This window comes from Deltaproteobacteria bacterium CG11_big_fil_rev_8_21_14_0_20_42_23, assembly GCA_002796345.1.
Taxonomy (GTDB): Bacteria; UBA10199; UBA10199; order 2-02-FULL-44-16; family 2-02-FULL-44-16; genus 1-14-0-20-42-23.
Map to the genome: position 1 here is coordinate 13,580 of PCXC01000068.1, position 21,095 is coordinate 34,674.

General features: G+C 41.8%; 36 protein-coding genes and 1 tRNA gene. 2 read left to right on the plus strand and 35 right to left on the minus strand.

The window, feature by feature from the left end:
• Entirely contained in the window at positions 1–1,542 is a 1,542-nt protein-coding gene (locus COV43_08070) for a hypothetical protein (protein PIR24861.1), read from the minus strand.
• 41 nt (positions 1,543–1,583) lie between these two features.
• Between COV43_08070 and truB the strand changes: the two genes are divergently transcribed.
• Positions 1,584–2,351, plus strand: coding sequence for a tRNA pseudouridine(55) synthase TruB (gene truB, locus COV43_08075; protein ID PIR24862.1), 768 nt, complete (start codon positions 1,584–1,586; stop codon positions 2,349–2,351).
• A 190-nt stretch (positions 2,352–2,541) separates the two neighbouring features.
• Positions 2,542–4,593 (plus strand): hypothetical protein, encoded by a 2,052-nt coding sequence (locus tag COV43_08080; GenBank protein PIR24863.1) that lies wholly within the window; start codon positions 2,542–2,544, stop codon positions 4,591–4,593.
• A gap of 208 nt (positions 4,594–4,801) precedes the next feature.
• Here the strand turns inward: COV43_08080 and COV43_08085 are convergent.
• From COV43_08085 to COV43_08250, 34 genes are all read right to left on the minus strand, one after another.
• Positions 4,802–4,877 (minus strand) — tRNA-Ala (locus COV43_08085).
• A complete protein-coding gene (locus COV43_08090) occupies positions 4,868–5,377 on the minus strand; it encodes a thioredoxin (protein PIR24864.1) in 510 nt (169 codons plus the stop codon). The genes COV43_08085 and COV43_08090 overlap by 10 nt, the downstream gene beginning before the upstream one ends.
• 12 nt (positions 5,378–5,389) lie before the next feature.
• Entirely contained in the window at positions 5,390–5,881 is a 492-nt protein-coding gene (locus COV43_08095; GenBank protein ID PIR24865.1) for a 50S ribosomal protein L17, read from the minus strand.
• A gap of 42 nt (positions 5,882–5,923) precedes the next feature.
• A complete protein-coding gene (locus tag COV43_08100; GenBank protein PIR24866.1) occupies positions 5,924–6,937 on the minus strand; it encodes a DNA-directed RNA polymerase subunit alpha in 1,014 nt (337 codons plus the stop codon).
• 131 nt (positions 6,938–7,068) lie between these two features.
• Complete coding sequence (locus COV43_08105) at positions 7,069–7,695, minus strand: 30S ribosomal protein S4 (GenBank protein ID PIR24867.1); 627 nt, start codon at positions 7,693–7,695, stop codon at positions 7,069–7,071.
• A 99-nt stretch (positions 7,696–7,794) separates the two neighbouring features.
• Complete coding sequence (locus COV43_08110) at positions 7,795–8,202, minus strand: 30S ribosomal protein S11 (GenBank protein ID PIR24868.1); 408 nt, start codon at positions 8,200–8,202, stop codon at positions 7,795–7,797.
• 62 nt (positions 8,203–8,264) lie between these two features.
• A complete protein-coding gene (locus tag COV43_08115) occupies positions 8,265–8,654 on the minus strand; it encodes a 30S ribosomal protein S13 (GenBank protein ID PIR24869.1) in 390 nt (129 codons plus the stop codon).
• A 59-nt stretch (positions 8,655–8,713) separates the two neighbouring features.
• Positions 8,714–8,827 carry a 50S ribosomal protein L36 gene (locus tag COV43_08120; GenBank protein PIR24870.1) on the minus strand — a complete coding sequence of 38 codons (114 nt, stop codon included), beginning with the start codon at positions 8,825–8,827 and terminating at the stop codon, positions 8,714–8,716.
• A 57-nt stretch (positions 8,828–8,884) separates the two neighbouring features.
• Positions 8,885–9,103, minus strand: a complete 219-nt coding sequence (locus COV43_08125) for a translation initiation factor IF-1 (GenBank protein ID PIR24871.1) — start codon at positions 9,101–9,103, stop codon at positions 8,885–8,887.
• Positions 9,104–9,161: 58 nt separating this feature from the next.
• Complete coding sequence (gene map, locus COV43_08130; protein ID PIR24872.1) at positions 9,162–9,908, minus strand: type I methionyl aminopeptidase; 747 nt, start codon at positions 9,906–9,908, stop codon at positions 9,162–9,164.
• A gap of 3 nt (positions 9,909–9,911) precedes the next feature.
• Complete coding sequence (locus COV43_08135; protein ID PIR24873.1) at positions 9,912–10,505, minus strand: adenylate kinase; 594 nt, start codon at positions 10,503–10,505, stop codon at positions 9,912–9,914.
• A gap of 9 nt (positions 10,506–10,514) precedes the next feature.
• A complete protein-coding gene (locus COV43_08140; protein PIR24874.1) occupies positions 10,515–11,807 on the minus strand; it encodes a preprotein translocase subunit SecY in 1,293 nt (430 codons plus the stop codon).
• A 7-nt stretch (positions 11,808–11,814) separates the two neighbouring features.
• On the minus strand, positions 11,815–12,264 hold the full coding sequence (locus COV43_08145) for a 50S ribosomal protein L15 (GenBank protein PIR24875.1): 450 nt from the start codon (positions 12,262–12,264) through the stop codon (positions 11,815–11,817).
• Positions 12,265–12,288: 24 nt separating this feature from the next.
• On the minus strand, positions 12,289–12,471 hold the full coding sequence (locus tag COV43_08150; GenBank protein ID PIR24876.1) for a 50S ribosomal protein L30: 183 nt from the start codon (positions 12,469–12,471) through the stop codon (positions 12,289–12,291).
• Positions 12,471–12,953, minus strand: a complete 483-nt coding sequence (locus tag COV43_08155; GenBank protein ID PIR24877.1) for a 30S ribosomal protein S5 — start codon at positions 12,951–12,953, stop codon at positions 12,471–12,473. The genes COV43_08150 and COV43_08155 overlap by 1 nt, the downstream gene beginning before the upstream one ends.
• A 2-nt stretch (positions 12,954–12,955) precedes the next feature.
• Entirely contained in the window at positions 12,956–13,315 is a 360-nt protein-coding gene (locus tag COV43_08160; protein PIR24878.1) for a 50S ribosomal protein L18, read from the minus strand.
• Between the two features lie 2 nt (positions 13,316–13,317).
• Positions 13,318–13,875 carry a 50S ribosomal protein L6 gene (locus tag COV43_08165; GenBank protein PIR24879.1) on the minus strand — a complete coding sequence of 186 codons (558 nt, stop codon included), beginning with the start codon at positions 13,873–13,875 and terminating at the stop codon, positions 13,318–13,320.
• 71 nt (positions 13,876–13,946) lie between these two features.
• The gene (locus COV43_08170) at positions 13,947–14,345 is read right to left on the minus strand and encodes a 30S ribosomal protein S8 (GenBank protein ID PIR24880.1); all 399 of its coding nucleotides are present in this window, start codon (positions 14,343–14,345) and stop codon (positions 13,947–13,949) included.
• 31 nt (positions 14,346–14,376) lie between these two features.
• Positions 14,377–14,562 carry a type Z 30S ribosomal protein S14 gene (locus COV43_08175; GenBank protein PIR24881.1) on the minus strand — a complete coding sequence of 62 codons (186 nt, stop codon included), beginning with the start codon at positions 14,560–14,562 and terminating at the stop codon, positions 14,377–14,379.
• Between the two features lie 28 nt (positions 14,563–14,590).
• Complete coding sequence (locus tag COV43_08180) at positions 14,591–15,196, minus strand: 50S ribosomal protein L5 (GenBank protein ID PIR24882.1); 606 nt, start codon at positions 15,194–15,196, stop codon at positions 14,591–14,593.
• A gap of 16 nt (positions 15,197–15,212) precedes the next feature.
• The gene (locus COV43_08185; GenBank protein ID PIR24883.1) at positions 15,213–15,533 is read right to left on the minus strand and encodes a 50S ribosomal protein L24; all 321 of its coding nucleotides are present in this window, start codon (positions 15,531–15,533) and stop codon (positions 15,213–15,215) included.
• A 5-nt stretch (positions 15,534–15,538) separates the two neighbouring features.
• Positions 15,539–15,907 (minus strand): 50S ribosomal protein L14, encoded by a 369-nt coding sequence (locus tag COV43_08190; GenBank protein PIR24884.1) that lies wholly within the window; start codon positions 15,905–15,907, stop codon positions 15,539–15,541.
• 18 nt (positions 15,908–15,925) lie between these two features.
• Complete coding sequence (locus COV43_08195; GenBank protein ID PIR24885.1) at positions 15,926–16,180, minus strand: 30S ribosomal protein S17; 255 nt, start codon at positions 16,178–16,180, stop codon at positions 15,926–15,928.
• A 3-nt stretch (positions 16,181–16,183) separates the two neighbouring features.
• A complete protein-coding gene (locus COV43_08200) occupies positions 16,184–16,396 on the minus strand; it encodes a 50S ribosomal protein L29 (GenBank protein ID PIR24886.1) in 213 nt (70 codons plus the stop codon).
• Complete coding sequence (locus COV43_08205; protein PIR24887.1) at positions 16,383–16,811, minus strand: 50S ribosomal protein L16; 429 nt, start codon at positions 16,809–16,811, stop codon at positions 16,383–16,385. Before COV43_08205 ends, COV43_08200 begins: the two co-directional genes overlap by 14 nt.
• Positions 16,812–16,829: 18 nt before the next feature.
• Complete coding sequence (locus COV43_08210) at positions 16,830–17,465, minus strand: 30S ribosomal protein S3 (GenBank protein ID PIR24888.1); 636 nt, start codon at positions 17,463–17,465, stop codon at positions 16,830–16,832.
• Between the two features lie 23 nt (positions 17,466–17,488).
• Complete coding sequence (locus COV43_08215) at positions 17,489–17,821, minus strand: 50S ribosomal protein L22 (protein ID PIR24889.1); 333 nt, start codon at positions 17,819–17,821, stop codon at positions 17,489–17,491.
• Entirely contained in the window at positions 17,821–18,105 is a 285-nt protein-coding gene (locus tag COV43_08220) for a 30S ribosomal protein S19 (protein ID PIR24890.1), read from the minus strand. The genes COV43_08215 and COV43_08220 overlap by 1 nt, the downstream gene beginning before the upstream one ends.
• Before the next feature lie 14 nt (positions 18,106–18,119).
• Positions 18,120–18,944 (minus strand): 50S ribosomal protein L2, encoded by an 825-nt coding sequence (locus COV43_08225; GenBank protein PIR24891.1) that lies wholly within the window; start codon positions 18,942–18,944, stop codon positions 18,120–18,122.
• Positions 18,945–18,946: 2 nt separating this feature from the next.
• The gene (locus COV43_08230; GenBank protein PIR24892.1) at positions 18,947–19,237 is read right to left on the minus strand and encodes a 50S ribosomal protein L23; all 291 of its coding nucleotides are present in this window, start codon (positions 19,235–19,237) and stop codon (positions 18,947–18,949) included.
• Positions 19,234–19,854, minus strand: coding sequence for a 50S ribosomal protein L4 (locus COV43_08235; GenBank protein PIR24893.1), 621 nt, complete (start codon positions 19,852–19,854; stop codon positions 19,234–19,236). Before COV43_08235 ends, COV43_08230 begins: the two co-directional genes overlap by 4 nt.
• A 17-nt stretch (positions 19,855–19,871) precedes the next feature.
• Positions 19,872–20,588, minus strand: coding sequence for a 50S ribosomal protein L3 (locus COV43_08240; protein ID PIR24894.1), 717 nt, complete (start codon positions 20,586–20,588; stop codon positions 19,872–19,874).
• An 18-nt stretch (positions 20,589–20,606) separates the two neighbouring features.
• The gene (locus COV43_08245) at positions 20,607–20,933 is read right to left on the minus strand and encodes a 30S ribosomal protein S10 (GenBank protein ID PIR24895.1); all 327 of its coding nucleotides are present in this window, start codon (positions 20,931–20,933) and stop codon (positions 20,607–20,609) included.
• Between the two features lie 73 nt (positions 20,934–21,006).
• Positions 21,007–21,095: elongation factor Tu (locus COV43_08250; GenBank protein PIR24897.1), on the minus strand; the 89-nt coding region annotated here is incomplete at its 5' end.

Genomic DNA, 21,095 nt, shown 5'->3' on the forward strand with positions numbered 1-21,095 from the left:
TTAAGGTTGAAGAGATTCATATTTCACGCCACTTGCATCAATGATCACACGAACATTATCAAAAACAAGTCTTCCGCTTTCTCGATCTGCACGAGGGAATTGTGAAAAATCAAAGCGTTGTCCAGTATGGTTGATAATTTCAACAACTCCACGGAAAATGGCGTCTGGAAAAACTACTTCGCCCATAACAGCAAGTGATTTTAAATCGCGCATGCCCGGATGACCAAATGCAGCGCGGGTTTCCTCAAGTTGCTTCCAACCATTCCATTCCGTTAAATGGAATGCTGCGAACGTACCTTGCACATTTGCGTGAAGCTGTGAACTGTTCTCATCAAAACGAAACGCGTCACTATCATAAAGATACACCACATCTGGCGGAGTTTTCACAGGAGTGAATCCTTCAGCTCTTTGTGCTGCTGGCAAGTTGAACAATTTTACATTCGGAAACCTGAGAACGACTGATCCAATAGCACCTTCAAGTTGAATGACATCTCTGAAAACATCACCATCTTTTATTTTTTTTCGATTTACAATTAAATCGGGGGTAAGTGCAGCTAACACAGCTTCTTCTCCACGTTGATTTCTCAAGGTATCCAAGTACGCAATCAAGAGCTTGAGGTTGATGTAGATTAAATTTGTATTAAAAGGTTGAGGATTTTCTCCATCATTCAAACCAATATGCTCAAACACATTCATTTGACTTTCTAGCACCTGTGCACGTTCAATAAGCTCGAGTTTTCCATCTCGAATCGCAACAATTCCCCCTTTTGCATCAAGAGGAGTGCGATCAGTTGTAACCATGCCTCCCAAAATATTTTCCTTCACCATGTAATCAGCAATAAAAGGATCCGGCGTAGAATTCAGCCCATCAGTGTTTGCCATGACTAAGACTTCATATCCATCATCCAGAAATCTCTCAAGCAAGCCATCAAGATAAAGCTGAAAAAGAACTTGTCCGTGCCCTCCGGGAGCTTTTTGCTTTTCTTCCGCTCCAAAATCAACGGGAACAGCCTCGTCTTTTTTCAAACGTGGAAACATTGCTTGAAGAACATGATCGAATATTTTCACTCCATTTTTCTCAAGCTGTTTTGCTAAGTCTGAGTTCTGAGTAAGAACGGCATCCCAGGAAAGTGAAGTCTGGTGGTTATTCCAGGGTTGTATTGCTAAAGATGTAAAACGATCTGCATGCTTTGCATACCAAGCAAGCTTTGCTTGTAAAATTGAATTTTCTTTTGAACCCGCTACAAACCTTACCCCACTTGCTTTTGAAGCATTTGCTTCAGTCACTCCAAGCGAAGAACCGAGGCCAGCATTCATTTCTACCGTAACAAGTTTTGGCCCTTTTCCCTTAAATTCATCACGTGGAGGAAGATCTCTAAGATATGTTTTTCGATCGAAATCAGCTGAGGTAAAAAAGTGTAAACTTGGATCTTTCAGATCAATGAGGGAAGCTTTAGTTTCAAAGAGGTATTTTTGATACAGTGCCGCATAGTATTCCCCCTGAGGAAGAGTGTGCAAACTGGATTGAAACGAACTCCTCATGGATTTCCCTCTCTAAAGACGTTGAAAGTCTCCGCGATGTAATGCACCGCAAAGTGTTTGTAAACCCTCCTTTGACAAGGCTTTTAAAAACGACTAGCCCTCCTTTCCAAAGGAAAAATATGATTTTAAATCTTCACAAGCCAAGCGGCATTACGTCTCACACCGTCATCAGCATTCTTCGAAACATCACCGGAGAAAAAAGAATTGGACATGCTGGAACACTTGACCCTTTTGCATCTGGCGTTCTTGTGGTTGCCATCACCAGAGCCTACACAAAACAACTTGGGGAAATTTCCATCGACACTGAGAAAGAATATATTGCAACGCTTGAGCTGGGAAAAGTAAGCAGCACGGGTGATAGCGAGGGTGAGATCACAACGCTTCATCAAGCTGAAAACTTACAACACCTTGATGCTGAACATATTCGTGATGCGCTTCATTCTTTTTTGGGCAAAAGTTTTCAAACTCCACCGCAATATTCTGCAGTGAAAGTAAAAGGTAAAACCGCATACAAACTCGTGCGAAAAGGCATCAGCGTTGAACTTCCCGAGCGCGAGATTTGTATTTATGACATTGAACTTTTGGAGTTCACTGTTTCCACTTTCAATTTTCGCGTGAAGTGTAGTTCTGGCACCTACATCCGTGCACTTGGCTCTGACATTGGAAAAAAACTTGGTGTTGGAGCGTATGTTTCAAAACTCGTCAGAACAAAAGTTGGAGACTTTCATTTAGAAGACAGTATTGCGTTAGAAAATGTGAAAGAGTACCTAGAAAAACACGCAAAAACTCTGGAAAGAGAAGTCCTTTAAAGGGATTACTTGAAGTGATGAAAAGCGCCAAACATACGACAGTTCTCATTTTGAGAGCTTTTTATCTTTAATCTCCAAAAAACCGACCTCCAAGCCGTTGATTTTAAAGCGTTTTTCAGAGACTCCTTTGGTATATTATTTGCTCCTTGTAAACCGAAGCTCAAAAAACTTTATATAGAGATGGGGAAATATGAACTGTAAATTCTACTCAAAATTAATCCTGCTCAGCCTTCTGGCAATTGCATTTGCAAGCTTTTCACTTCCAGCGAATGCAGCAACCATTCACGTAACTGCGCCTAATCCCGCAGATGCCGCACAAGAAGATGTTATTGCAAACGATGGAAAGTGTACACTTCGCGAAGCCATTGAAGCGTCGAATGAAAAAAACCATAGCTATCTTGGAGATGTCACTCCTGTTGAAGGCGAATGTGAAGCGGGGATAGGATTTGAAAAGGATCTCATTTTAGTTCCTGCTGGTACGCACAATCTTTTCCTCAATGGCATTGCCGATCATGACATCTTCATCCATAGAAGCCTTATTATTCGCGGAACTCTTGATGAACAGGGAGCTCCCGCTACACTTCTCAATGCAAATGCTAATGGTTACTTTTTTCATATTCAACAAGGGAGAGATGTTGCTCTCGAAAACCTTGCTTTTCATGATGCAAAGTTTTCAACCTTTGGATGCATTTGGAATGAAGGAAATCTGAGCGGAACAAATCTTCGTTTCGTAAATTCTGAAACCATGGTTGGTGGCGGAGCTATTTTTAATCAAGGCACACTCACGTTGCATTCTTCTTCGTTCCAAGGAAACAAAGCTGTGGAAGGCGGCCCACTTGGTTTTACTGTGCATGGCGGTGGTGCCATCAATAATATCGGCACCCTCTCGCTTAACACCGTTAGCTTTAGCGGAAATACTGCGGCGAACGAAGATGGTGGTGCACTTTTGAATAATGGTACTGCAAATCTTGAGAATGTAAGTTTTTCCACAAACTCTGCAGCTAGAGGTGGAGCAATTTCAAATCTTTCGGAGGGAACGCTTTTAGTTTCTCATTCAAACTTCATAGAAAATGCCCGTGCTATTCACAATACTGGAGCCATGGAAATTCACTCAAGTCATTTTCAAGGACAAACAAATTCAACCATTTATAATGATTCTGGAGAAAATACACTTTCAGTCTATAATTCAAGCTTCGTCAGCAACGTAAGTGGAAATTTATCCGGCGCCATCTCTTCGACAGGAAATATTGAAATTCTGAATAGCACCTTTACCAAAAATGAGGGTCCTCTCGTTGGAGCAATTTATCTTGGAGAAGGAACGGCAGTCATTAAATATTCCACATTTTCTGCAAACCGCTTCACTGTTCCGAACTTTGGTTTAGCAAATGAAATTGCTACACCTTTAAACGACACTGCACATCAATTTACTCTAATGGGAAACATCATAAATGGTTCATGTGCTGGGGATATTATTTCTACTGGCTACAACTTTTTCCCAGCTGCTGGATGTATTGAACAACAAAACGCCCAAGCTGGCGATCAGTTTTTAAATCCAGGACTTCTTGATTATGATGTCGGCAGCAAAAGCTTTCCACTTGCAGATAACAGCCATGCTATCGACGCTATTCCTGTGGAGCAATGCTTAAGAGATGAAAACAACGTACTTCTTTCAGACCAACTTGGAACACCGCGCCCAATTGGAAATGGCTGCGATGTTGGAGCACGAGAAATGGGATGCGCAAATGCTCTCCTTCAAGATGGCGAACAATGTGATGACGGCAACACCGCTAATGGCGATGGTTGCAGCAGTGTCTGTTTAAGAGAAAGTTCTTTTGAGTGCAATGGTTCCCCATCGGTGTGTAAATTTCAAGATGCTGACGGCGACGGCTTTGGAGATGAAGACGACAACTGCCCTGCACTTGCAAACGCAGACCAGGCTGATCTTGATGGCGACTTAATTGGTGATGCATGTGATGACGATAAAGACGGTGATGGAATAAAAAATGATCTTGATGATTGTCCTGAAAACAATGACATCGCATGTGAAGCAGCAGGAGCTGCTGATGCTGGAAACAATAATGCAGTCGCTCCGGCCGACAACGCCGGTGCAAATGCCGTTAATAATGGAGCTGCCGGTGGAGCAAATGGCGGCGCTGCAGGCGGCAACAACAATGCTGGCGCTGGCAATAACCCAGCTGCAGCTGGAAGCAGCGGCGGAGGATGTTCGCTGATTGTGCGTTGATGAAGTGGTATTGCTTTTCAACTCAGGAAAAATATTCTTCCCTTTGCATGAGCGCACTTTTGAGGCCTTCATCTCTCTGACAGCTTAAATGAAAATGATGAAGGCCGAAATGTTGGATGAAATTTTCGCGGCGCTTGAGCGGAAATTTCAGAGCGACGCAAAGGGAAGAATATTTTTCTTCAATTCAAAATCAATTCCCGGAATAAAATTGTGGAGCTGATCGGGGTCGAACCGACGACCTCTTGCATGCCATGCAAGCGCTCTACCAACTGAGCTACAGCCCCAAAAGATACTGCACTAATTTTTCATCGTTCCAATCTTGTGCACCTTCAAAACGTTTTACAATGGTCCCGCTTCTATCAATCACAATTGTTTCCGGCAATGCAAAAATGGCGTAAGCATCAGCAGCTTTTCCCTGGGGATCAACAAAGACAGGAAAGCTAAAGGGAATTTGTTTTTGAAACCATTCAATTTTTTCTTTTAAATGTTCGCCGGTGTCTTCAGAAACAGCAAAAAGTTGAAACTGTTCTGCCGGCAAAGTTTGATACAATTTTTCAAGTGATGGAATTTCGCCCTGACAAGGCCCACACCATGTTGCCCAAAAATGTAAAAGTGTAATTTTGCCTTGAAAATGTTCAAGCTTTGCTTCTGAAGCATGCAAAGGCTGCAGCTCTAAAACCGGCGCTATATCGCCCTTTCCTGGGCGCGATGCATAATAAAATGCCGACATCGCAAAAAGTGCAATGCCGGCTATGATCAAAAAAATCCAATGACGTGTTTTCATAAAATGAAAACCTTATGCTTTTTTAGCTGCAGCTTTTTTCTTTGGCGCCGCTTTTTTGGTCGCTTTCTTTTTTGGAGCAGCTTCTTTTGTTGAAGCTTCAGCAGATTTTTTCGCTTTTTCTTTCGTTGGAGCTGGAGCAGACAATGACGTTTCGTTGAGATATTCAATCAATGCCATTGGAGCCGCGTCACCATGACGAAAGCCAAGACGATAAATGCGAGTGTATCCACCTTGTCTTGTTGCAAAACGTTCTGCCAATGTAGAAAAAGCTTTTTCCACAGCAGCTTTGTCACGAATTAGAGCAAGAGCTCTTCTGCGCGCGTGCAAAGTACCTTCTTTGCTGAGCGTTACCAGTTTATCAGCAATACAGCGCAATTCTTTTGCTTTTGGAAGCGTTGTTTCAATGCGATCGTGCATTATGAGAGAGCTCACCATATTCGCAAACATCGCTTTGCGATGTGCTGATTTCATTCCTAATTTTCTTCCCGAATTTCTATGTCTCATATACCACTCCTAAACTTCTCGTAAAACTCCGTTGAAAACTTTTTATTCAACATCTTTTGGTTTGAATTTATCTGCATCCGAAATATCGAAACCATCAATTTTCATTCCAAGAGAAAGTCCCATTTCAGTCAAAATTTCTTTGATTTCGTTCAGTGATTTTCTTCCAAAGTTTTTTGTTTTTAGCATTTCAGTTTCAGATTTTTGGCACAATTCACCAATGTGGCGAATGTTTGCATTTTGTAAACAATTGGCAGAACGAACTGAAAGTTCTAGCTCATCAACTCGGCGATATAAATTTTCGTTAAGCTGTGGTTTATCTTCGCTGTAACGTTCGTCTTCGGTTGGCTCGTCAACTTCATCAAAGTTGATGAACAATTGGAGCTGCTCTTTCAAAATTTTTGCAGAGTACGCAACTGCTTCATCTGGCGTAAGAGAGCCATCTGTCCATACTTCCAGCGTAAGCTTGTCATAGTCAGTTCTTTGCCCCACGCGAGCATTCGTAACGTGATAGTTGCAACGAACGATAGGAGAAAAAATAGCATCAAGAGGAATGGTTCCAAGTGGATCTGTTTCGCGTTTGTTTCTTTCAGCTGGAACGTAGCCTTTACCTGTTCTTACCGTGAGTTCACCTTTAAGATGCGCACCTTCTGCAAGTGTTGCAATGTGAAGATCAGGATTCAAAACGGTAATTGATGGTGGAAGTTGCAAATCACCAGCAGTAAGTTTGAGTGGACCTTTTGCATCAACTCTTACAACCGCACTGTCACCTTCGTGTAAATTCAAACGAAGTTGTTTAAAGTTCAAAACGATATCAGTAATATCTTCAGCAATACCTTCTAAGGTTGAAAATTCGTGTTCAACTTTATCAAATCGAACTGAAGTTACGGCCGCACCTTGAAGAGATGAAAGTAACACTCTTCTGAGGGAATTTCCGATGGTAATTCCAAAACCACGCTCTAATGGACGCGCTACAAATTTTCCGTAGTTTGCTGCTGTTGCACTTGTTTCCAACTCTACATTTTTCGGACGAATCATTCTTCTCCAATTGCGATGCATATTTCCTCCTGGTTGTGTCACCACTCCTCTTTGTAAGAGGCTTCCTCGACACGGTCTTTGTATAAATCACTTCACGTGCAACTGATAAGCTTTGAAAAAAGCAAAGCTCACACAGCCACACGATGAAGAAACTATTTTGAATAGAGTTCCACTACCAAATGCTCTTGGAACTGATCGCCCAACTCTGCTCTTCCTGGGTAGCGGCTAAATGTTCCTGTCATTTTGGTTTTATCTACAACAACCCACTCTGGCATCACTCTTTTTTCGTTTGCTTCAAGAGATTCTACCAAAACTGGTTTTTTCTGACTTGATTCGACAACTGATATCGCATCACCTTCTGAAACAAGGTAAGATGGAATGTTTACTTTTTTTCCATTCACCAAAAAGTGACTGTGTCTTACAAGTTGACGTGCTTGTCTGCGCGAGTTTGCAAATCCCATGCGATAGACCACGTTATCGAGACGGCGCTCGAGAAGAAGCAACAAGTTTTCACCCGTAATGCCCTTCATACCGTCAGCCATGGTGTAGTATTTTCTAAACTGGCCTTCGATAACTCCGTAGGTTTGCTTCACGCGTTGTTTTTCACGAAGCTGCAAAGCGTAATCTGAAAGTTTTCTGCGGCGCTGTCCATGTTGACCTGGCGCGTACGCTCTTCGTTCAAAAGCACACTTCTCACTCATACAGCGGTCGCCTTTAAGGAAAAGTTTCATGCCCTGACGTCTACATTTTTTGCAACTTGAATCTAAACTTACTGCCATAATTACCTCGTTCTTAGTATTTCATCTTTCGTTACTTCTCTTTCGTCTTCCGTGCTTTGTATTCACAAACGACGAGCAACAAATAACGCAGTGGAAGTTTTATACTCTTCTTCGTTTTGGTGGTCTGCATCCATTGTGTGGAATTGGAGTTTTGTCAGTGATAGACATTACTTTCACTCCAGTTCGTTGCAAAACACGAACAGCTGATTCACGACCAGCTCCTGGGCCTTTTACAATCACTGCTGCAGAGCGAAGCCCACATTGGTCAACCGCTTTGCGCACAGCATCTTCAGCTGCAAGCTGAGCTGCAAAAGGAGTGTTTTTTCTTGAGCCTTTAAAACCACAGCCACCTGCGGTTGACCAGCTTAGGACATTTCCTTTTGGATCTGTTACCGTAATACTCGTGTTGTTGAAGGTAGAATTGATATACACCTTCCCTACAGGGATATTCTTTTTAACTCTTTTTTTCCCTTTTTTAGGGGTACTTTTTTTCACATCTGCAGCCATTTATACCTCCACATATGCAATGTTTAATGCATAGTTTCGAATGAGATCTTTCTCTCAATTATTTATTTAGGTCCTGGTGCTTTTCGTTTTCCTGCTACTGGAACACGTTTTCTCGCTTTTGCAATACGAGCATTTGTTTTGGTACGTTGACCACGTGCAGGAAGTTTACGAATGTGGCGCATACCACGGTAAGTGCCAAGGTCTTTGAGCCTTTTTATGTTCGCTTGAACGCGGCGTCTCAAATCACCCTCAACCATAATCTCTTGAGACTCGATGATGTCACGAATTTTTGCAATTTGCGTATCGTCGAGTTCATGAGCGCGGAGTGATTCACTAATTCCCGCAGCTTTCAAAATGCGTTCTGATGTTACTTTTCCAATCCCACAAATATAGGTAAGCGCAATCACAATACGCTTGTTACTTGGAATGTCTATACCGGCAATACGAGCCATTTTTCCTCCAGTTATCTTCCTCCCTTTGGCTCATCATAGCCAAAGAGCAATACACAGTTTTATCCCTGACGTTGTTTGTGTTTTGGATTTTCACAAATCACGCGAACAACACCTTTTCTTTTGATGACTTTACATTTATCGCAAATTTTCTTTACTGATGATCGTACTTTCATAATAACTCCGTCTCAGATTTTTGTTTTTCAAAATATGTTCTCGAAAGACAAAAACCGTTATTTTGCTCTGTATGTTATTCTTCCTCGTGTTAAATCATATGGCGAAAGTTCCACGGCAACACTGTCGCCAGGTAAAATACGAATGTAGTGCATTCTCATTTTTCCTGAAACATGGGCCAATATTTGATGCCCATTTTCTAACTCTACTTTAAACATAGCATTGGGAAGAGTTTCCAAAACCTTACCTTCAACTGATATACCTTCTTCTTTTGCCATAATTCTCCAAAATTATCTAAGGCTCCTTAGATCGGTTGCAGCTTAAAAAAGTTGCTTCCTATAATTTGCTCAAAATATCGGGGCCATTTTCGGTGATTGCAACACTGTGCTCAAAATGGGCCGAAAGTTTTCGGTCCTTTGTCACCACAGTCCAATCATCTTCCAGGACTTCCGTTTCACAACCGCCCTGATTAATCATGGGCTCTATCGCCAATACCAAACCTGGCCTAAGTGGTATTCCCGTTCCCGCTTTTCCAAAATTTGGAAGCTGCGGATCTTCATGAAGCTTTCTTCCAATACCATGCCCAACATAATCACGAACAATAGTATAACCAGCCGCTTCTGCATGTTGTTGCACTGCTGCAGAAATATCATACAGCCGGTTGTGAGAAAGAGCTTGTTCAATGCCTGCCATCAAAGCTTCTTCCGTAACCCGAAGCAGACGACTTGCTTCCTCACTTATTTTTCCCACTGCAAATGTTTTTGCATGATCTCCGTAGAAATCGTTCTTCACCACACCGCAGTCAATGCCAACAATATCACCCTCTCGCAATTCCACATCTGATGGAATGCCATGCACCACTTCTTCATTACGTGAGGTGCAAAGAGTGTGTTTGTATCCCATGTATCCCTTAAAGGCTGGCTTTGCTCCGCGTTTCAGAATTTCTTCCTCTGCAATGCGATCAAGCTCTGCTGTGGTAACACCAGGGACAATGAGTTCATCAAGTTTTAAAAGAACTTCAGCAACAATTCTGTTGCTCACTCTCATTTTTTCAATCTCAGCGGGAGATTTTAAAACAATCATATCTCACCAAACTTCCCGTAAACTTTCTACACACTTTAAAATGCGAGAAAAAACTTCATTAATACCACCCAAGCCACATACTTCGTGCATCAAGCCTTGTTCGCGGTAAAATCCCATCAAAGGCTGAGTTGCCGACTTGTAGAGATCAATTCTAAAGTGAACTGTATCTTCACCGTCATCTGAACGACCTTCTTCTTGTTTACGACAAGAAAGGCGTTTTATAATTTCTTCATCTGGAACATTTAAATACAATGCCAGCAATAATTTTTGGCCTTGCTCTTTGAGCAACGCATCCAGAGCTCTTGCTTGTGAAGCCGTTCTTGGATAACCATCCAAGATATAACCTCTTGAACAATCTTCCTCTTTCAGCCTCTCGATGATGATGTGATTCATCAACTCATCATCAACAAGTTTTCCCTCGGACATCACTGAACTTACTTTTTTCCCAAGTTCAGATTTTTTTGCAACTTCTCTGCGAAGGATATCTCCTGTCGAGAGATGCACAATACTAAAGTACTCACTTAAAAGTCTTCCTTGGGTTCCTTTTCCACTTCCAGGGGCTCCAAGGAAAAACATACGCACAGGACCTTTTCCCATTTTCTTTTATCAGCCTCTCCGACCACGGAATTTTCCCCCAGTCTTCGCACCGAGAAAACCTTCGTAATGTCTTGAGAGGAGGTGTGACTCAACTTGAGCCAACGTGTCCATAGCAACCCCCACAACAATCATCAACGAAGTTCCCCCAAAGGTATAAGCAAGAGATTGTGGAATTCCAAAGTTCTGAATAAGGAGCTCAGGCAAAACACAAATCGCAGCCAAATAGAGCGCTCCTCCCAAAGTAATGCGTGTCAAAATGCTATCTATGTAGTCTGCTGTATTTTTCCCTGGTCGAATACCTGGAATAAATCCGCCATATTTCTTTAGGTTTTCTGCAACATCTGTAGGGTTAAAGCTTACAGCTGTATAAAAATAGGCAAAGAAAATAATCATGGTCATGTAGACGCCACTTCGAATCCAGCCTGTTTGCAGAAAGCCCATGATGTCTTGCAAAGGTCCAGCTTGCACAAATTGCGCAATAGTCGCTGGGAACATAATGATAGAAGAAGCAAAAATGGGAGGAATAACACCCGCCATATTGATCTTGAGCGGCAGATGTGATGCCTGGCCGCCGTACATTTTATTTCCCACTACTCTTTTTGCATATTGAACCGTAATCCGCCGTTGGGCGCGTTCAAAAAAGATAATGGTTCCAATAACCAAAAGAATAAAGGCAATCAAAAGCACAAAACCAAAGAAGTCACCAAACTGAGACTTCAATCCCCACGCATCCCGAAGTCCACCAGGAATGCCGGTTACAATTCCGGCAAAAATGATGAGGGAAATACCATTGCCAATGCCACGCTCTGTAATCATCTCACCCAACCACATTAAAAAAGAAGTTCCAGCAGTAAGCGTAAGCATCGTGGTAAGACAAAAGCTAAAGGTGGTTACCCCCGGCAATGTTGCGCCTTGTTGGATGATACCAAGACTAATGCCAAGACCTTGAACGAGCGCTAAAACCACAGTTCCGTATCTTGTGTACTGTGTGATTTTTTTTCGGCCTGCATCGCCCTCTTTTTGAAGACGTTGTACAGCTGGAACCGAAACGGCAAGCAGCTGAAGAATAATAGACGCACTGATATAAGGCATAATCCCAAGCGCAAAAACAGAGAACTGATTTAAAGCTCCGCCTGAAAACATGTTGAAAATGTCAAAGATCGTTCCAGAAGCAAGAATGTTTTGCAATGCATCTATACTTACGCCTGGTGTTGGAACAAAAATTCCAACTCTGTACAACGCTAAAGCTAAAACCGTAAATACAATTCGCTTTAACAGTTCTGGCATCTTGGCGATATTCATCACTCCACTAGACACCAAGAACCTCCACTTTTCCGCCTGCTGCTTCAATTTTTTTCTGCGCTGTTGCAGAAATTTTAGCAGCTTTTATGGTAAGGGCTTTTTTTACTTCGCCATTTCCCAAAACTTTGAGGCCGGCAAGTGGCTTCTTTAAAATTCTTTTGTGCAAAAGGGTTTCGATGCTTACTTCTTCACCAGCTTCAAACACAGAAAGCTGATCGAGGTTCACAATAGCAAACTCTTTTCTAAAAATGTTGGTAAAGCCAACTTTGGGAAGACGACGCTGCAAAGGCATCTGTCCACCTTCAAAACCAACTTTGTGGTAACCACCTGAACGAGCTTTTTGCCCTTTGTGGCCTCTCCCTGAGGTTCCACCTACACCAGAGGCATTACCGCGGCCTCTTCTTTTTCGGACAGGTTTCTGTCTGTTTTCTGGTCTGGGAAGTTCATTTAATTTCATATCATTACTCCGTGAAACTTTATCTTAAGCTTCAATTATTTTTACTAAGTGTGGAATAGCTTTTACCATTCCTCTAATTGCTGGAGTATCGAGAAGCACTCGCTCATTTCCAACTCTAGCAAGCCCCAAACCTCTCACAGTATCTCGTTGAGGTTTTGGACAACCAATCACACTTTTCACCAATTTTACTTTTATTTGCTTTGCCATTAAGCACCTCTGAGTTTTGCAGTTTCTTCAACTGATCTTAATTTGCAAAGTCCCTGGAAGGTCGCCTTCACTACGTTGTGAGGGTTACTTGTGCCAAGTGATTTTGTAAGAATGTTGTGAATGCCAACCGCTTCAATCACAGCTCTTACTGGACCACCTGCAATTACTCCAGTACCAAGAGAAGCTGGTTTCAACATTACTTTTCCAGCGCCATATTTTCCCAAAATTTCGTGCGGAATGGTTTGGTTTTGAATGGGAACCTGAATCATTTTTTGGCGAGCGCGATCAGTTGCTTTTTTGATCGCCGCAGGAACTTCGCGTGCTTTGCCAAGACCAGTACCCACTTTTCCTTTTCCATCACCAACAACAACTAGTGCTGAAAAGCTAAAACGCTTACCACCCTTTACTACTTTACAAACACGGCTAATGTGAACGATGCGCTCAATATAATCACTCGCCTGAACTTGTTCTCTTTCTGCCATGATTAAAACCTCAAACCTTTCTCTCTTGCAGCTTCTGCAAGCGCTTTTACTCTGCCATGGTATCTATAACCACTGCGATCGAAGACAATTGTTTCAATGCCTTTTGTTTTTGCTCTTTCGGCAAGAAGTTCTCCCACTTTTTTCGCTCCCACACAGGAAGCTTTTTCTTTCAAAGTATTGAGCTCTTTCTCAGCCGTAGCGACTGATACCAAGGTAGTCCCTGTTGTATCATCAATGAGCTGAGCGCTAATGTTTTTAAGACTTTTATACACTGAAAGCCTTGGGCGCGCTGGCGTTCCATTTACTTTCTTGCGTATTCTTAGTTTGCGTTTATGACGCGATTGCGTACGTGATAATTTCATGTTTATCCTCCCTTAGAACCCGCAGCAGATTTACCTGCTTTTCTTCTGATAACTTGACCGGCATACTTAATGCCTTTTCCTTTGTACGGTTCAGGGGCTCTGTATCGAATAATTTTTGAAGCCGTCTCTCCAACGAGTGTTTTATCAGCACCATCAATGTGGATGGTAGTTTGTTTATCAACAGAAATCGAAATTCCAGCTGGGATAGGATAATCAACGGGATGAGAAAAACCAAGGTTGAGCGTGAGGCTCTTTCCTTTCACATCGGCTCTGTATCCAACTCCAACAATTTCAAGTGTCTTTTTGAAGCCTTCGCTCACACCAACAATCATATTGTTGATAAGAGCTCGAACAAGACCTTGTTCTCTTCTTGCTTCTCTTGAATCATCAACTCGCTCAACTTTTACTTCACCATCAGCTTGAGAAATAGCAACAAGCTTTTGTTTAGAAAAATCGTGGGTTAATGTTGCTTTTGCACCTTTAACAGTGACCTCGTGACCTTTTAGGGTAACGTTCGTTCCTGTTGGGAGCTTCATTCCTCTTTTTCCAATTCGAGACATAATTTCCTCAGAGTCCTCATTCGACAAACAATCTTTTGTTCAAAAGAATGTGTTCGATGCTAAAAATAAACTTACCAAATAGTACAAACAACTTCGCCACCAACACCAGCTTGGCGAGCTTCTTCACCACTCATAACACCTTTAGGAGTGGTGAGGATGGCCATACCAGAACCTTGGCGCATAGGTTTAATGTCTGCGTGCGACCAGTAAACTTTTCTGCCACCTTTACTTATTCTGTCTACTTCAAGAAAAACAGGTTTGCGATCTGTTGTGTACTTCAACTGAAGGCAAATTCTTTTTTCAATTCCATCGCCAGTTACAGATGCATCAGCAATGAATCCATTTTTTTTCAACACTTGCGCCAACGCATTTTTGAATCCTGAATAAGGAATGTTCACTTCAGGATGTCTTGCTTGCGAAGCGTTTCGTAGTCTTGTTAGCATATCTGCTATTGGGTCGTTCATACTCATTGTTATTTCCTCAATACTTTGGTTATATTTTTTACCAGCTTGATTTTGTAACGCCTGGCAACATTCCATCTAATGCCATTTGTCGGAAGCAAAGACGGCACATGTCAAAGCGGTTCATGTATGCGCGCGATCTTCCACAACGTGGACATCTATTATATTCGCGAACCTTAAAGGCCTGCTTTCTTTTTGCTTTTGCTATCATCGATTTTTTTGCCATGTTCTTCTCCAACTACACTGTAATAAGCTTAATTTCTAAAAGGCATTCCCATAAGACGAAGAAGTTCTCTGCCTTCGTCATCAGTTTTTGCTGAGGTTACAATAGTAACGTTCATTCCATTAATTTTTTGCACTTTGTCATAATTGATTTCTGGAAAAATAGTTTGTTCGGTGATGCCAAGCGTGTAGTTTCCACGTCCATCAAAAGATTTTTTGGAAACACCTTTAAAATCTCTTACACGAGGAAGCGCCATGTTGAAAAGGCGATTCAAAAATTCATACATGCGAACACCACGAAGCGTTACACAAGATCCAATTTTCATTCCTTCACGAAGTTTGAAGTTTGAAATTGATTTTTTTGCCTGCGTAAATACTGGCTTCTGCCCGGTAATAGTCGCAAGCTCTGAAGCTGCAGCTTCTAGGACTTTGAAGTCACTGATAGCATCACGAAGACAGGTATTGATGGTTACCTTTGTGACCATCGGAACTTCCATCTCATTTTTGTATCCAAACTTCTCTTTCATTCCTTTTCTACAAGTCTCTTTGTAGAATTTTTGGAAAGAAACGAACTCTGGAGAAAAACCCTTTTTCTCAGATGATGCTTGCTTTGCTTTTGTTTTCTTTTCGGTTGCCATAGCTATACCATTTTCCTTACTTATCAATGAGAGCGCCTGATCGCTTTGAGAAACGAACTTTTTTACCATCTTTAGCAAGTTTGTATCCGATGCGAGTTGGCTTAGCTTCTTTTTCGTCGTAGTACATTACGTTTGAGATATTAACTGAAGCTTCTTTTTGTACAATGCCACCTTTTGGATTTGATTGCGTTGGTTTCATATGGCGTTTTACCATATTCAATCCTTGAACAATCACTCGTCCAGTTGCAGTATCAAGAGAGAGCACTTTTCCTGTCTTGCCCTTATCTCTTCCTGTAATAATCATCACATTGTCATTCTTGCGAATATTCACGGCAATTCTCCTTAAAGCACTTCTGGCGCGAGAGAGATAACTCTCATAAAACGCTTCCCACGAAGTTCACGAGCAACTGGTCCAAAAATACGAGTTCCAACTGGCTCACCTTGATCGTTAATTAACACTGCAGAGTTTTCATCAAAACGAATTGAAGATCCATCTGGTCTGCGAATAGCTTTTTTGGTTCTCACCACAACTGCTTTTTTCACATCACCTTTTTTCACCTTCGCTCTTGGCAAAGCATCTTTTACTGCAACTACAATGATGTCACCAACAGATGCATATCGACGTCTTGAACCGCCAAGCACTTTAATGCACAATACACGCTTAGCTCCTGAATTGTCTGCTACTTGTAATACTGATTCCTGTTGAATCATAATAAACTCCTTAACCCATTAAACAATTGGGGCTTTCTCTACAATTTTAATTACTCTCCATCTTTTCAATTTTGAAAGTGGACGTGATTCTCTAATTTCAACTTTGTCACCAATCTTACATTCGCCATTTTCATCATGAGCAAGAAATTTCTTTTTGCGGCGAATATATTTTTTAAATCTTGTATCCAAAGTTAAGCGTTCAATTTCAACTGAAACACTTTTTTGCATTTTATTGGAAACAACGGTTCCGATTTTCGTTTTTCTTTCATTCATGGCTTACGCTTCCTTCTTAGAAGATGAAGCTGCTTGCTTCACCGACGCTTCAGTTAAAGTGCGAGCAATGTTTCTGCGCACTTTTTTGAGCTCGGCAGTTTCTTTCAACTGTCCAGTTTTATGTTTCATTTTTAATTCAAAGTACTTTTTGCGTAACTCAGTTTCAGTTTTTTCAAGGTCTTTGAGCGATTTTTTAGTTAGATCAACGGGCTTCACGGTATTCCTCACGTTTCACAATTTTAGTTTTGAGCGAAATTTTATGTCCAGCTCTTCTCAGAGCTTCAATTGCATCTTCTGGTGTTACACCTTTAATCTCATACAGCATTTTTCCTTTGCGAACATAAGCTGCCCAGTACTCGGGAGATCCTTTTCCTTTTCCCATTCTCACTTCAGCTGGTTTTTTAGAAACCGGGCGATCTGGAAAAATACGAATCCAGACTTTTCCACCGCGCTTTGCAACACGGTTGATGGCAATACGCGCAGCTTCGATTTGGCGAGCAGTAACTCGTCCAAAACTTATGGCTTGCAAGCCATAGTCGCCGTAAGAAAGATTGCAGCCACGAGTCGCCGTACCACGAATTCTTCCTTTTTGCTGTTTACGATATTTAACTTTTTTTGGTTCTAATAACATGAGCCTTCTCCATTAATCCTACTGAACATCCAAAATTTCGCCTCGGTAAATCCAAGTTTTCACTCCGATTTTTCCGTATGTGGTCATTGCTTCTGCAAAACCATAATCTACATCGGCACGAAGTGTATGAAGAGGAACTCTTCCTTCGCGGTACCATTCAGTCCGCGCAAGCTCAGCTCCACCAAGTCTTCCTGAGCATTGGATTTTAATTCCTTCAGCTCCCATTTTAAGTGCAGACTCAACCGATTTTTTCATCGCTCTTCTAAAAGCAACGCGACGTTCAAGTTGATTTGCAACATTCTCAGCCACAAGCTGAGCATCAATTTCTGCTTTTCTCACTTCGCGAATATTTACACTTACTTCATCTGAAGTTTTCTTTTGTAAATCATCACGAAGAGAATCAATTCCTGCACCTTTTTTCCCAATAACAAGACCGGGTCTTGAAGTGAAGATGTTGATCGTAACACGTCCAGCAGGTCGTTCAATTTCGATACGAGAAATCCCAGTGTGTTTGAGTTTTCCTTTAAGCGTTTTTCGAATGTACTCATCTTGGTGTACAAGTTCTGCATAACGTCTTCCGCTTTCAAACCAGCGAGAATCCCAAGTTCTAATAATTCCTAATCTAAAGCCTTTTGGATGTGTCTTTTGTCCCATAGTATCCTATACCTTTACGTTTATTACTTCTCGGCCAAAACAATATTAAGTTGCGAAGTTCTTTTTAGTACTGGTGTTGCCATCCCTCTTGCGCGTGGCATCCAGCGTTTCATTGTGGGTCCTTGATCACAAGTGAGGTGACTAATAACGAGGTTGTCCAAGTCTAATCCGCCCTTTTGATCTGCATTTGCCAAAGCTGAGCCAAGCAATTTAACAAGAGGCTTAGCTGCTCGTCTTTGTGAATGCTTTAGAAAGTTGAGCGCCCAGTTAGCTTTTTGGCCTCTAATTTCATCACATACCGCTCTCACTTTACGAGGAGACATGCGTACCGATTTTATACTTGCTTTTACTGACATTATTTACCTCCCACTTTAGTCTTTTTATCACCAGAGTGAGATCTAAAAGTACGTGTTGGAGCAAACTCACCAAGTTTGTGGCCAACCATTTGCTCTGTCACATAAAGCGGAACAAATTTTCTTCCGTTATGTACTGCAATGGTCACTCCTACCATTTCAGGAAGTACTGTTGATCTTCTTGACCAGGTTTTGATGACCTGACGACTTCTTGTATCTTGAGCCACTTGAACTTTTTTTACCAAGTGCTCATCTACAAAAGGACCTTTTTTAAGCGATCTTGCCATGATTATTCCATTCCTTACTTGCTGCGACGTTTAATAATAAGTCTGTTCGTACGCTTATTGTTTCTTGTTTTCATTCCCTTAGTGCACTTACCCCAAGGTGTTACTGGATGACGTCCACCAGCAGTTCTTCCCTCACCACCACCATGTGGATGGTCAACTGGGTTCATCGTCGTACCTCGGTTATGTGGTCGCTTTCCTAAATGTCTTGTGCGGCCTGCTTTTCCAAGGGTTACGTTATTGTGTTCTGCATTTCCAATTTTTCCAACAGTGGCTCTGCAATCAACATGAACCATGCGTACTTCACCTGAAGGAAGTTTTAGCTGAGCATACGTTCCATCGCGAGCAACAAGCTGAGCAACAGCACCTGCAGAGCGAACAATTTTTGCACCACCAAGAGGGCGAAGTTCAACATTGTGAATTTCGGTACCTACTGGAATGTTACGAAGAAGCATTGCATTTCCAACTACAACTTCTGTTACTTCAGACGAAAGCAAAACCTGACCAACTTTCAAACCTTCGGGAGCCAAGATATAGCGTTTTTCTCCGTCAGCATATTGAAGAAGGGCAATACGTGAAGTTCTGTTTGGATCATACTCAAGCGATTTTACTTCTGCTGGAATATTGAATTTATCACGTTTGAAATCGATGATACGGTAACGACGCTTATGACCACCGCCTCTAAAACGAGAGGTGATGCGTCCAAAATGATTTCGTCCGCCAGTTTTATTCAAAGAAACTGTGAGGGATTTTTCTGGTCTCTTTTTCGTAAGATCTGAAAAATCTTCAACACTCATTCCTCTTCTTCCGGCTGAAGTTGGTTTATAATTTATTGTAGGCATGACTATGCTCCCTCAAAAATTTCGATCTTGTCACCTTGTTTTAAAGTAACAATTGCCTTTTTCCAATCAGACTTTACACCCGTGCTGCGACCAATGCGTGCGCGTTTTCCTGCAACTTGCATAGTGTTTACATCGGTTACTGTTACGTTGAACAATTGTTGAACAGCATTTCTGATATCGTATTTATTTGCTTTCGGATCTACGCGGAAAACGTATCGACTCATTCCTGTCGCCTGATCGCGAAAAGCTTTTTCTGTTATTCTTACACCATCTATTACGTTATAAATATTCATGATTGAAGTACCTCTTGCGCTTTTTCAACAGCTGCTTTTGTAAACACAACATGCTCATAACGAAGAAGATCATACGAATTGAGCCCATTACTATAAACCACTTTAAGATGTGGCACGTTGCGAGCTGACAATTCTACCTCTCGTTGTGGAGCATCTAAAACAAGGAGCGCGCTCTTTACACCAAGTGCATTCAAAAGAGAAATCATTTCTTTTGTTTTTGGCGCTTTAAAATTTAAAGCATCTAATACAAGAACTTTTTCTTCTTGAGTCTTAATCGTAAGTGCAGATTTAAGCGAAGCTCTTTTTGCTTTTGTCGGCATCTTGTATGCGTAAGATCTTGGTGTTGGACCATGAACTACTCCTCCACCGACGAAGATATTTTTCTTTGCTGATCCGTGACGAGCTCGGCCTGTACCTTTTTGGCGGTACATTTTTGCACCCGTTCCACGCATGTTTGCAGGGTTAATCGTGGATGCACTTCCAGCTCTTGCACTTGCACGCAATTGCTTTACGTGATCGTAAACGAGTCCTACGTTTACTTCGCACGCAAAAACAGCATCTGAAAGTTCAAGCTCTCCCACTTTTTTCTTATTTTTATCTAACACAGTCTGTTTCACTGCTCACTCCTTGAAGCTTAAGCTTCTGTTGAAGGCTGTTCCGCTTCCGCTTGAACTGGCACTTCTTGAGTTTTTCCTTTTACAGTCTCTCTTGTTGCAAAAGATCTGTCAGGAACAAAAATTTCTAACATGCCTTCTCTTGTGCCAGGAACAGCACCTTTGAGAAGAACAACATTGTCTTCGGGACGAATAGCAACCACTTCAACATTTTTAATCATCACGCGATCACAACCCATGTGACCTGGAAGTTTTGTATTTTTGAACACTCGCGATGGAGAAGAACATTGACCAAGCGAACCAGGAGCTCTGTGGAAAGTTGAACCGTGAGATCCTGGACCACCAGCGTGTCCGTATCTTTTCACAACACCTTGAAAGCCGCGGCCTTTAGTTGTTCCGCATACGTGAACTTTTTCACCAACAGAAAAAGCTTCTACGTTCAAAGCTTGTCCAAGCTGAAGTTCGTCTACACCTTCATAGCCTTCAGATCTGAACTCAGTGAGATTTTTGTATGCCTTTGATTTAGCCTTTTTGAAGAAACCCAATTGCGGTTTGTTCAAGCATTTCTCATCTACTTCTTCAGAAGCTAATTGAAGGGCATCGTAACCATCACGTGCTTTTGTTTTCTTTTGAATAATCACACATGGATTTACTTCAACCACTGTTACTGGAATCATTTCTCCATCAGGGCCGAACACTTGTGACATTCCTCGTTTTTTTCCTCGTAATCCTAACATAGACTCACCCTAGTTCTTTTATGTCATCTTAATTTCAACTGCCACACCTGGTGACAATTCAAGTTTCATGAGAGCATCAACGGTTTGTTGAGTTGGCTCAATAATATCTAACAATCTTTTATGAACACGCACTTCAAACTGTTCTTGCGATTTTTTATCAACATGCGGACTACGCAAAACACTGTATTTCGAAATTTGAGTTGGAAGAGGAATTGGACCCGCAACTCTGCCGCCAGTTCTTTGAACCGTTCCCACAATTTCGTGTGTAGATTGGTCGAGCAATCTGTGGTCGAATGCCTTCATTCTTATTCTGACTCTTTGTTTTTTCTCATATGATACTGACATAATTTCGCCTCAAGGGTCTTACGTTAACGTGAAAAACTGCGCGTGATAAACACGCCAAGTTTCACAAATCTTTTTACTCTACCACTTCAGTCACAACACCAGCACCAACGGTACGGCCGCCTTCGCGAACGGCGAAGCGTAATTCTTTTTCCATGGCGATAG